Annotated in this window: 7 protein-coding genes; 4 read left to right on the top strand and 3 right to left on the bottom strand. The window is 47.0% G+C overall.

The window, feature by feature from the left end; genetic code table 11:
• Nucleotides 1-59: 59 nt before the first annotated feature.
• Nucleotides 60-878 (bottom strand): histidine kinase dimerization/phosphoacceptor domain-containing protein, encoded by an 819-nt coding sequence (locus tag QUB56_RS08985; protein WP_332954804.1) that lies wholly within the window; start codon nt 876-878, stop codon nt 60-62.
• Nucleotides 879-1,357: 479 nt separating this feature from the next.
• On the opposite strand from QUB56_RS08985, the gene QUB56_RS08990 reads away from it, so the two are divergent.
• From QUB56_RS08990 to QUB56_RS09000, 3 genes are all read left to right on the top strand, one after another.
• Nucleotides 1,358-1,807 carry a hypothetical protein gene (locus QUB56_RS08990; RefSeq protein ID WP_332954805.1) on the top strand — a complete coding sequence of 150 codons (450 nt, stop codon included), beginning with the start codon at nt 1,358-1,360 and terminating at the stop codon, nt 1,805-1,807.
• A gap of 404 nt (nt 1,808-2,211) precedes the next feature.
• Nucleotides 2,212-4,227, top strand: coding sequence for an efflux RND transporter periplasmic adaptor subunit (locus QUB56_RS08995; RefSeq protein WP_332954806.1), 2,016 nt, complete (start codon nt 2,212-2,214; stop codon nt 4,225-4,227).
• 126 nt (nt 4,228-4,353) lie between these two features.
• Entirely contained in the window at nt 4,354-7,491 is a 3,138-nt protein-coding gene (locus tag QUB56_RS09000; RefSeq protein ID WP_332954807.1) for an efflux RND transporter permease subunit, read from the top strand.
• 200 nt (nt 7,492-7,691) lie between these two features.
• Here QUB56_RS09000 and QUB56_RS09005 read toward each other — a convergent pair whose 3' ends face one another.
• Nucleotides 7,692-7,844, bottom strand: a complete 153-nt coding sequence (locus tag QUB56_RS09005; protein ID WP_332954808.1) for a hypothetical protein — start codon at nt 7,842-7,844, stop codon at nt 7,692-7,694.
• Here QUB56_RS09005 and QUB56_RS09010 point away from each other — a divergent pair.
• Nucleotides 7,819-10,923, top strand: coding sequence for an efflux RND transporter permease subunit (locus tag QUB56_RS09010; RefSeq protein WP_332954809.1), 3,105 nt, complete (start codon nt 7,819-7,821; stop codon nt 10,921-10,923). The genes QUB56_RS09005 and QUB56_RS09010 overlap by 26 nt on opposite strands.
• A gap of 98 nt (nt 10,924-11,021) precedes the next feature.
• Here the strand turns inward: QUB56_RS09010 and QUB56_RS09015 are convergent, their stop codons facing one another.
• Nucleotides 11,022-11,735, bottom strand: a complete 714-nt coding sequence (locus tag QUB56_RS09015) for a phosphate ABC transporter permease (protein WP_332954810.1) — start codon at nt 11,733-11,735, stop codon at nt 11,022-11,024.
• Nucleotides 11,736-11,868 lie beyond the last annotated feature (133 nt).

Consider the following 11,868-nt stretch of genomic DNA (forward strand, 5'->3'; position numbering starts at 1 on the left):
TTCATTCCATCATTCCTCTTTCACGATCGTCGCTCTATTTTACTATTTTTCTCCGCCCTTTACAAAAAAGCACTACCAGGATTCGATCGCAACACCGAAACAGATTTGCGAATTTCTAACAAAGCTTCCGATCCGAGTTGTTTCGCCTGTTTCAGAAACTCCAGGGCTTTCTCATCCTCCGATTTCCAGAACAATAGGGCATTATTGAGCTGAATAGTTTGAGCCGCGAGGGTGTGGCCGAGTCCGTCATGGATTTCACGAGCAATCCGGTTGCGTTCCTGCAAAGTTGCCTGGTCTTCAATTCGCAGCGTATAGTGGCGCAGTTGTTCGTGAGCCATGGCTAATTTATCATGGGCAATTTCTAATTGCTCTCGGCTTTGACGTTCCGCAATCAACGCATTAATTAATAATAAAGCGAACACTAATGTCAAGCCAAATAATAACACATTGCTGAATCGCCATTCCCAAACTGTTGCCCGAATTTTATCAGGAAAAATGGGTTTTGATAACAACAGCGAACTATAGGAAAGCAGGGCTAAACTTAAAACAATCAACTGCCCCGGCTGGCGGAAAATCATACAACTGCGCATCAGCAGCACGAGAAAAAGCAAAAAGCTCGATCGGCTCGATAACCCTTCGTGGACAATGGGCAGCAAAATTAAGCCAAATTCTAGGGCTGTAAATAAAACTTTTCTACCTAACCGAACGGTTGGCAAACGCAACCCGATCGCGCCGAAAAGTGCGATCGCGCCAACCCGTAACAGCAGCGACCAGAGCGACTGAAACGGATGCAGCAGTTCCATCAAGGCTGCCGTCGCCAGCAGCAGCCACTCCAAATAAAGCAACAAGCGAAAGGACGGATAGGTCAAGCGAATCATAGAACTTTTCCCCATCAAAAGCAGGAGCGATTCAAGCAAGGGCGCTGACCTAATTGTAGAAGGTATCTTGGAATCAAAAAACACGTTACCCCCTTATGTTCAGAAGGCAGAAGTTCGGCAACGGATTGTCTAGCGGATGTAACGGCTGTAACGGATGGATGTTGAGGGAATTGGTAATTGGTAATTGGGAATTAAGCAATTGTCCCCCTCTCCGACTCTCCCTCTCTTCCCCTCGCACTCTCTCTCCTACTCCCGCTGTCCCCTTTTGCCATAACAAACAATTTATATGTGTAGCAGCTTAGCGAATCCGCCAACGATCGCGCTAGAGCCTTTTAGACTGATTTTGGGTTTTGGGACTAGGAAAAAAGTCACAACTGCAAAGTGCTTTTTGACTGGTCTGGTTAGGAGTATTGGGTCATGCGCTGGCGGATTTTAGCCGCTAAGATTTGGTGGTGAAGGTTAATTAAAGGCAGTGAATTATGAAAAGAACAACGATCGTACCAGCATTTGTCCTCGTCGGTGCACTTTTGGTTGGCGGTTTGTCTGCTTGTACGCAATCCAATGCTTCCGAAGCTACCCAACCTGACACGACTGCGGCTAATCCAGTAAGTTCCGACCAAGGGAAGGCGGATTCTGCTTCCACTCAAACTGCTCAACCTGTCGCGGCGACTGCAACTCCAAGTTCAGCGCAACCGAAAGCAACGGATGCAGAACGCGCACAGAAACGCGAGGAACTTCGCAAACAAGTCGAAGCGGTGTTGACGCCCGAGCAGGTACAACAGTTGGAAACTAAAGTCAAGGGAGGTGAAAAAATGCGGAAAGCTTTGTCCGAACTAAATCTCACCGCCGAACAAAAGACAAAAATTAAAGAAATTCTCAAGACTGCTTATCCTCGGGGGCAAAAGCAGTCTCAAACAAGCTCGCAATAATGTTCTGATTGGGCAACTTGTAGGGCGAAACTGATACAGGACTTGCGCGGGTTCTCCCGTCTACTCCACAAGAAAATAGATGTGTTGTGGAACAGGCCGAAAAGCCTGTTCTTGAGAATAATACAGCATTTTTTAGGTAAGCAAAGATAGAGGACACGGCAGTGCCGTTTCCCTACAGCGATTGAACGCTTGATGGGTGTACTTTATCAACGTGGAATCTGCTGTAAATGATACAAGATGTTAGTTAGAACTGAGATGTTGCTTACTTTTTGCACCATTGTGAATAAGCCTTTTACGAACAGGCTTTTCTGCCTGTGAAGCGAGAAAATTTATCTCCTGTAGAACAGGCAGAAAAGCCTGTTTTTGAGAAGAGTGCAAGATGTTAGTTACAAAAGAGGTTTGTGATGATCGAGGAAATTATTAGTGACAGTCGGAATGGCACTCGCCCTAAAGTTTCTGACGAAAATCAGAAGCTGAACGAGCAACCGACGCATAACGTAGAAATTGTTAGTGAAACTCCAAAAGACGCTCTCCGTGAAGTTTTTCAGGAAGCTCCAGCATTGCCCCAGAGCGAACCGGCGGAAAGTGTTGCAGTCAAACAACCGACGGAAAAGGTGCTGGCGAAAGGGCGGATTGCGCTGTTTCTGTTGGGGTTGCTGCTGGTGGGTGGGTTGGGATTTTTGGTTTGGGTGCGATCGACTGCTCCTAAAGCGGAAAAACCGAGCCGCAGCGGTAGACTGCAAATAACTCCGGTGACAGTGGCAACAGTAACGAAAAAAACGGTTCCGATACAGTTGCAAGCGATCGGCAACGTGCAATCGAGTTCTACTGTCTCGGTGACACCACAAGCTAGCGGGCGGATTACAGGAGTTTATTTCAAGAAAGGACAAGAAGTTAAGAAAGGACAACTGCTGTTTTCGATCGACGATCGCTCTCAAACTGCCTCGATCCAGCAAGCTCAAGGAATCGTAGCCAAAAGCCAAGCACAGGTGCAACAAGCCACAGCCAACCTTTCTAAAGACGAAGGAGTTGTCGAACAAGCCAGAGCAACCCTTGACAAAGACCGAGGAATGGTCGAGCAAGCCAAAGCCACCCTGGAAAAAGACCGAGGAATTGTCCAGCAAGCCAGAATGACTCTTGCTAAAGACAAAGGAATTGTCGAGCAAGCCAGAATGACTCTGGAAAAAGACCAAGGCGCAGTCAAGCAAGCGATCGCCACCTTGACCAAGGATCGAGCTCAAGCCCAATATGCCGAAGCACAAAGTCAACGGTACGCAGCCCTCTACAAACAAGGAGTAATCAGTCAAGACCAAGCCCAACAATACGCTACCAGCAGCCGAGCTGCTGCGGCAACGGTCGATCTTGACAAGCAAGCGATCGCCAATGCTGAGACGGCGGTGAAGAGCGATCGCATCGGGATTGCCAATGCTGAGGCAGCCGTCAAAAGTGATGAAGTGGCGATCGCCAATGCTGAGACGGCGGTGAAAAGCGATCTAGTGGGGATTGAGAATGCTGAGACGGCGGTGAAAAGCGATTTAGTGGGGATTGAGAATGCTCGGGCTGTGGTGGAGGGCGATCGGGCTGCGATCGAGGGTTCTCAAGCTGGGTTGAGTGCAGACGGCGGTGCCTTGAAAAATGCTCAAGTGCAATCATCCTATACCAAGGTCTATGCGCCGATCGACGGGCGTGCCGGAAATATTCTGGTGACAGTCGGCAATGTGGTGCAAGCAAGCACCGATAAACCCTTGGTGACAATCTCCACAATTAATCCAATTCAAGTTGCCTTTTCCGTTCCTGAATCCAACCTCCCACAAATCCAAAAATACGCGGATAACGGCAAACTTAAAGTTGATGTCACCTTTGCTGGAAACAATCGTCCGATATCGGGAACCTTGTCATTTGTGAACAATACGGTTGACAATGCCACTGGCTCAATTCAACTGATTGGCGACTTTAATAACGCAGATGGCAAACTTTTCCCAGGTCAATTTGTTAACACAACTCTAACATTAAGTCAACAGCCAAATGCGATTGTTGTTCCCTCACAAGCTGTACAGACAGGGCCGAACGGACAATTCGTATTTGTCGCCCAAGAAGACGATACAGTGGAAAATGTGCCTGTAGTTGTCAGCAATACAATCAACGGCTTAACTGTCATCCAAAAAGGTCTGGAGGCGGGTGATGAAGTTGTCACCGACGGACAAGCAAATCTGGTTGATGGTAGCAAGATTCGCATTAAAACCGCAGCAGATGCTAAAGATAATTCTGAGGGTTTAGGCAATAGCTCTGATAGAAGTCAAGGTAATAATTCAGACATATCTGGAGCTAAAAAATCGGGTGAAAAATCTGGCAGAGGCTCGAATTCATCGGGGAATCAGTCATGGAAATCGCGCCAGAATCCGCAGGGCGGAGGTAACTAATATCATGTCCGGTTGAATAGCGATCGTACCTTTTGTTTCTTCGACTATGCCCTATGCCCACTCCCGCCTATGCCCTATGCCCTATGCCCGTATAAGTTTGATAAGTAATTAACCGGATTTGATATAATGAATCTCTCAGAACCGTTTATTCGCCGTCCAATTATGACCACCTTGGTGATGGCGGCAATTCTGATTTTTGGTTGGATGAGTTATCGCTTACTGCCGATTAGCGATTTACCAAACGTCGATTATCCCACGATTCAAGTCAGCGCTTCCCGGCCCGGCGCTAGCCCGGAAACGATGGCGGCATCGGTGGCGCGCCCGCTAGAAAAGCAATTTTCTAGCATTGCTGGACTCGATACGCTAACCTCAACGAGTACCAGCGGCAAAACTCAAATTACGCTTCAATTCAATCTCAGCCACAATATTGACGATGCGGCGCAAGATGTGGAATCGGCAATTTCCTCGGCCTCGGGTCAAATGCCCAACGATTTGCCAAATCCGCCGACTTACAGCAAAGTCAACCCCGCCGACGGGCCGATTCTTTACCTTTATCTCACTTCCCCAACACTTCCGCTTTCTGAGGTTGATAAATACGCACAAACCTATCTAGCGCAAAAGCTTTCGACAATCGCCGGTGTGGCGCAAGTGCAGATTTACGGTTCTCAAAAGTATGCTGCTAGAATTCAACTCGATCCGCAACAGTTAGCAACGCGGCAAATTGGCATCGATCAGGTGCAAACTGCGATCGAACAAGGAAACGTCAACTTACCCACAGGAAGCCTTTCCGGCAGCCATAAAAACTTTACCGTGCAAACCAACGGACAGCTTCAGGATGCAGCAGCATTCCGCCGTTTAATTGTGACGTATAAAAATGGACAGCCGATTTATCTCGAACAATTAGGGCGAGTAATTGACAGCGTAGAAAATACTCAACTTGCGAGTTGGTATAACAACGATCGCGCAATTATCCTCACGATTCAAAGACAGCCGGGCACAAATACTGTAGAAGTTGTAGAGACGATTCAAAAATTGCTGCCCAACTTAAAAACTCAGATTCCGAGTTCGATCGATCTTGGGGTGATGTACGATGCGTCTCAATCGATTCGGGAGTCGGTGGATGATGTTCGGTTTACCCTCGTTTTGACGATCGCCCTAGTCATCTTAGTAATTTTCTTATTTTTACGCAATCTATCTGCCACAGTCATTCCCAGCTTAGCGCTGCCGGTTTCGCTGATCGCAACCTTTGGCGTCATGCACTTATTGGACTACTCGCTAGATAACTTGTCGATGATGGCACTGACGCTATCCGTCGGCTTTGTAGTCGATGATGCGATCGTCATGCTCGAAAACATCGTCCGCCACATAGAAGAAGGAGAAACCCCGCGAGAAGCGGCGCTAAACGGGTCTAGGGAAATCGGCTTTACGATTTTATCGATGACACTTTCCTTGGTGGCGGTGTTTATTCCGATGTTATTTATGAGCGAGTTGTTGGGGCGCTTGTTTCATGAATTTGCAGTGACGATTGCAGTTTCAATTTTGGTTTCAGGCTTTGTATCTTTGAGCCTGACACCGATGTTGTGCAGCCGTTTTTTGCGTCCGGTAAATCACGCCAATCAAAGCCGGCTTTATCGAGCTTCAGAGTATGTATTCGAGGTATTTTTGAGTTGGTACGATTGGAGCCTCAAGAAAGCTTTAAAATATCACCGCACCACAATGATTTTGTCCTTCGCAATGGTGTTTGTCACAGTTGGACTATTTATCGCGGTTCCCAAAGGCTTTATTCCCAGCCAAGATACCGGACAAATCACGGGCATTACTCAAGCTGCACAAGATGCCTCTTTTGATGAATTAGTTCGCCACCAGCAAGCCGTTGTCAGCGCGATTCGCCAAGATCCAAATGTGGAAGCAGTTAACTCGAATATCGGGGCAGGAGCGAGTGCAAATGGCGGCGGGGCGGCAGTTGCCGGAAATTCGGGAAGCTTGTTTATTCGGCTGAAACCGCGCTCGCAGCGGCAGATGGGTGCCGATGAAATTGTGGAGAATTTGCGATCGCAGCTAGCAGAGATTCCCGGCATTCAAGTCTTCTTGCAAAATCCTCCGGCAATCCCGCTGGGCACTCAACAAAGCACTGGATTGTATCAACTCGCGCTGCAAAGTTCTGATGTAATTCCGCTGCGGGAGTACGTGCCGCAACTGGTTGACAAAATGAAAGCAATGCCAGAAATTCAGGATGTTAACAGCGATTTGCAGATGACTTCTCAAATCAAAGTTGATATCGATCGCGACAAAGCCTCAGCATTAGGAATTACTGCCAGTCAAATTGAAAACACTCTGAGAAATGCTTACGGCGCTTACCAAGTTTCCACGATTTACGGTGCGAGTAACGAGTATCAAGTCATTTTGGAACTAGAACCAAAGTATCAAAAAGATCCCAATGCTTTGATGCAGCTTTACATCGCTACAGCGGGCAGCAATTCGAGTGATGCTTCTGGCGGTCAAACACAAGTACCGCTAGCAACGTTTGCCAAAATCACTCCGGGAGTTGCACCGTTAATTGTCAACCATGTCGGTAGGATGAATGCTGCGACAATTTCCTACAACCTCGCTCCTGGGGTGGCGCTGGGAACGGCAAACAGCGCGATCGACAAAATCGTGAAATCGGTAATTCCTGACAGCATTTCTACCAATTATAAGGGCGCGAGTCAAGTATTTCAAAGTTCGCTGCCGAGTTTGGGGTTTCTGTTGGCCGTGGCAATTTTGGTAATCTATTTGATTCTCGGTATTTTGTACGAAGATTTCATCCATCCGATTACAATTCTGTCGGGATTGCCTTCGGCGGGATTTGGCGCGTTATTAACGCTGATGTTGTTTGGCGTTGAACTCAACGTTTATTCATTCATCGGCATCATTTTGCTGGTAGGGATTGTTAAGAAAAACGGCATTATGATGGTGGATTTTGCGATCGAAGCCCAGCGCGACGACGGCAAAAAACCAGCGGAAGCAATCTATCAAGCCTGCTTAGTGCGCTTTCGACCGATTATGATGACCACAATGGCGGCACTAATGGGAACATTGCCCATTGCCCTAGGAGTTGGTGCGGGTTCGGAATCTCGCCGCCCGTTAGGAATTGCCGTTGTCGGCGGACTTTTGTTTTCACAAGTTTTGACACTGTATCTGACGCCCGTATTTTACATCTACATGGAATCCTGGCGGAAAAAGCTCAATGAGGTGAATTTTCGGCAAGTTTTTTCATTTAAATGAGGAGGGTAAAATAACCTTTATAAAATATTCGTAGGGTGCGTCGCCTGCGATCGATCCCCAACTAAAGAGACAAGATTGCATAAGTCTTTGATTGATACATAAACCGCAGATGTCAAGCAGATAAACACAGATAAACGCAGATATTTTTAGGATAGTAAACCTGGTATAAGGTGCGTCGCCATAAGGTTATCGATATTTGGTTAAGTATTTTGGAGGGCGACACACCCTACAACTTCTTCCCTCTTCCTTCTTCCTTCTTCCTTCTTCCTTCTTCCTTCTTCCTTCATAATTATGAACCTTTCAGAAATTTTTATCCGCCGCCCCGTAATGACCGCCCTGGTCACAATCGGCATCCTAATCTTCGGTTTGATGAGTTATTTTCTGCTACCAATTAGCGCCTTACCTCACGTTGAATATCCCTTTGTGAGTGTCTCTGCTAGCTTACCCGGTGCCACCCCCGAAACAATGTCATCCTCAGTCGCCGCGCCGCTAGAAAGACAGTTCACTGAAATAGCTGGCCTCAATTCGTTTAACTCCACCAGTTCCACCGGTAGCGCGAACATTTCCCTACAATTCGACTTCAGCCGCAGTGTGAATTCTGCTGCTAAAGACGTACAAGCTGCGATCGCCGCCGCCGCAGGTTCATTGCCGTCGGGAATGCCCAAACCGCCTACCTACCGCAAAGTTAACCCTTCGGTTGCGCCGGTTCTATACCTTTATTTGTACTCCAAAACCCTGCCAATTGCAGAAGTGGATGAAGCTGCAGAAGTGACGATCGCACAACCCATCTCAGCGATCGACGGTGTGGCGCAAGTGCAGGTTTACGGGCAGAAACAATATGCAGTGCGGATTCAACTCGATCCGCGAGAATTGACCGCCAGGGGAATCGGATTAGATCAAGTTAGAACCGCAGTTACGCAAGGAAATGTCAACTTGCCCACCGGAAGCCTTTCGGGCGATAACAAAAGCTATTTAATTCAGGTAAACGGTCAATTAAATAAGGCAGCCGAATACCGATCGCTGATCGTTGCTTACAAAAATGGCGCAGCAGTGAGGCTGCAAGATTTAGGAAACGTGATTGACGACGTGCAGAATAACAAAGTCTTGAATTTGTACAGCGATAAAAATGTTACAAATCAACCTGCAATCTTGCTAGCCGTCCAGCCTCAACCCGATGGAAATACTGTCGAAATCGTCGATGCGATCGTGCAAATGTTACCCGCACTCAAACAACAAATTCCCCAATCGATCGAAATGGGAATTATGTACGATCGCTCTCAATCAATTCGGGCTTCTGTAGATGATGTAAAGTTCTCCTTAGTTTTGTCCGTGTGTCTGGTTGTCTTAGTAATTTTCCTATTTTTGCGGAACCTCACAGCGACGGTAATTCCGAGTTTAGCTTTGCCTGTGGCGATTATCGGTACGTTTGCGGTGATGTATCAGTTGGGATACTCGTTAGATAACTTGTCTCTGATGGCGCTGACGCTTTCAGTGGGGTTTGTGGTGGATGATGCGATCGTGGTTCTCGAAAATATTGTTCGCCACCAAGAAATGGGAGAAGCACCGCTAGAAGCAGCATTAAAAGGGTCGAGAGAAATTGGTTTTACAATTCTATCAATGACGCTTTCATTAGTCGCCGTATTTATCCCCCTTATGTTTATGGGTGGATTAATCGGTAGATTATTTCATGAATTTGCAGTGACTATTTCGGTGGCAATTTTGGTTTCGGGATTTGTTTCTCTGAGCCTGACGCCGATGTTGTGCAGTCGATTTCTCCAATCGTCACACCACCAACGACAAAACCGCTTATATCGCATTTCTGAGCGCGGATTTGAGCTGCTGCTGCAAGGATACGAAGGGTCGCTAAAGCCTGTCTTGAAATACCGTTTTGTGACGCTGATTGTTTCTGTAATTCTGCTGGTATTGACGGCTTATCTGTTCGTTCTGGTTCCGAAAGGCTTTATTCCGACTGAAGACACCGGACAACTGATGGTTAACACAAAAGGAGCGCAAGATATTTCCTTTGAAGATATGCTGCTTCACCAACAAAAAGTCGTTGATATTATTCGGAAAAATCCCAACATCGCAGCGTTGAACTCAACTGTAGGTGCGAGCGGACCGAACGCATCCGCGAACAACGGACGCATCACAATTAGGCTCAAACCCCGATCGCAGCGCCGCCTCAGTGCCGACGAAATCATCCAACAACTGACTCCTAAATTGCGCGGAATTCCGGGGATTCAAGCTTTTTTACGCTCTCCTGCTGCGATTCCGATCGGCGGTCAACAAACAAATTCACAATATCAGTTTACGGTGCAAAGTTTAGACTTGCAAGCGCTGCGTCAAGCGGTGCCGGAATTGTTAGCTAAAATCAAAACGCTACCGGGATTGCGCGGTGTGGATAGCGATTTGCAACTGAGCACGCCTCAGCTTCAAGTTAAAGTCGATCGCGACAAAGCCGCAGCCGTCGGCGTTAGTGCTCAACAAGTGCAAAAAACCCTCAGCGCAGCTTACGCTTCAGGACAGGTTTCGACGATTTATACCCCGAACAATCAATTTACGGTTGTGTTAGAGCTCAAGCCTGAGTTTCAGCGCGATCCGAGTGCTTTGTCGATGCTTTACGTGCGATCGAACACCGGACAAATGATCTCGCTAAGTGCGATCGCAAATGTCACCCAAACAGTCGGCCCGCTAACCGTCAATCACCTAACTGGATTGCCCTCTGCTACAATCTCCTTTGACACTCTTCCAGGCACATCACTGAGTCAAGCAACCGCAGCTATCGAGAAAGTTGCAAAGGATATTTTGCCGCCGTCAGTGACAACAAGTTTCCAAGGTGCCGCACAGGTATTCAACCAATCTTTTAACGATTTAGGTTGTTTGTTGGTAGTTTCTATTGTGGTGATTTATTTAATTCTCGGCATTTTGTACGAGGATTTCATTCACCCGCTGACAATTTTGTCAGGTTTACCGTCAGCCGGATTTGGTGCACTGTTAACGCTGGTAATCTTTCAGGTTGAACTCAATCTCTATTCGTTTATCGGGATTATTCTGCTGGTGGGAATTGTCAAGAAAAACGGTATCATGCTGGTAGATTTTGCGATCGAGAAACAGCGCCAAGAAGGCAGAAGCGCGTTTGATGCCATTTACGAAGCTTGCATCGTCCGCTTCCGTCCGATTATGATGACGACGATGGCGGCTTTAATTGGAACTTTGCCGATCGCCCTGGGAGTTGGTAGCGGTTCCGAATCGCGCCGTCCGTTGGGAATTGCGATCGTCGGTGGATTGCTGTTTTCGCAAGTTTTAACGCTGTATCTGACTCCGGTATTTTACACTTATATGGAAGCGTGGCGCAAACGGCTAGGTCAACCAAAAATGAAGCTGTCTGAATTTTTCTGGCGTCCGAAAACTCGACCTTCGAGCAGAAATTAATACTAAATCCGCGTTAAAAACTTCTTTATTAGAGTGGGCGGTTTCAACTGCCGAGTACAATTTTTAACGTGGATTATGGACTCTGCTTTATTAATAATTTAATAATCAGCGGACGATCGCCTTTTTACATCTCTCCTTTGATTAGTGCGATCGGGTCTTTTTTTCTGTCTACCTTTTTTTATCTGCTCGCTCATCTCGACAAACAAATCTCTGCGTAAATAAGGATAGTCGCTCACCCACACGTCGCGGCTGGGAATATAAATATCTGAAACTTTGGCAATTCTGCCTAAATCTTCTTGATTTGACATAATTAACATTAAAGCAGCTTGGCCGGGGACAATTCCTTGGTGTTCTTTCCGCAAGGGAGCTCGAAGTGTAGTAGTAAATCCGGTTTTGTCACCAACTTCTAAGTTGATGCGCGGTTCTAGGTTGTCAACTATTACGAGTTGTCCTTTTTGATTGACTGTTTCTTCTTGACTTGTGACTTCATCTGTGATGTATACATCCAAAACTCGTCCTTGCCAAAAACCGCAGTATTGATATTTGCGACATTCTGCATTCCGCAAACTCGCCCACCAAATCGGTCCCCACAGCCAGTACAAACCAGCTATCAATCCGGTGATTAAAACTAGCGGCCCGACATCGGAACCGGCCAAGTTATAGACTACCAGAAGAAAAACTACGATGACGGCAGAGATTAACATTCGCCTCAAAAAATCGGGCGGTTTTCCCCATATATATTTGTATTGCGCTCCCGTGGCGACGGCGGGAATTAGTTCTTGAAAGGTTTCGCGGGTTAAGGGAAGTAGCATAATTGGGAATGGGGAATGGGGAATGGGAATGGGGAATGGGGAATGGGGAATGGGGAATTGGGAATTGGGAATGGGGAATTGGGAATTGGGAATGGGGAATTGGGAATTGGGAATGGGGAATGGGGAATGGGGA

Source organism: Microcoleus sp. AR_TQ3_B6 (assembly GCF_036702785.1).
GTDB lineage: Bacteria > Cyanobacteriota > Cyanobacteriia > Cyanobacteriales > Microcoleaceae > Microcoleus.

Coding starts and splice junctions, on each gene's coding strand:
- QUB56_RS08985 (WP_332954804.1), bottom strand. CDS start 878: ATGATTCGCTTGACCTATCCGTCCTTTCGCTTGTTGCTTTATTTGGAG.
- QUB56_RS08990 (WP_332954805.1), top strand. CDS start 1,358: ATGAAAAGAACAACGATCGTACCAGCATTTGTCCTCGTCGGTGCACTT.
- QUB56_RS08995 (WP_332954806.1), top strand. CDS start 2,212: ATGATCGAGGAAATTATTAGTGACAGTCGGAATGGCACTCGCCCTAAA.
- QUB56_RS09000 (WP_332954807.1), top strand. CDS start 4,354: ATGAATCTCTCAGAACCGTTTATTCGCCGTCCAATTATGACCACCTTG.
- QUB56_RS09010 (WP_332954809.1), top strand. CDS start 7,819: ATGACCGCCCTGGTCACAATCGGCATCCTAATCTTCGGTTTGATGAGT.
- QUB56_RS09005 (WP_332954808.1), bottom strand. CDS start 7,844: ATGCCGATTGTGACCAGGGCGGTCATTACGGGGCGGCGGATAAAAATT.
- QUB56_RS09015 (WP_332954810.1), bottom strand. CDS start 11,735: ATGCTACTTCCCTTAACCCGCGAAACCTTTCAAGAACTAATTCCCGCC.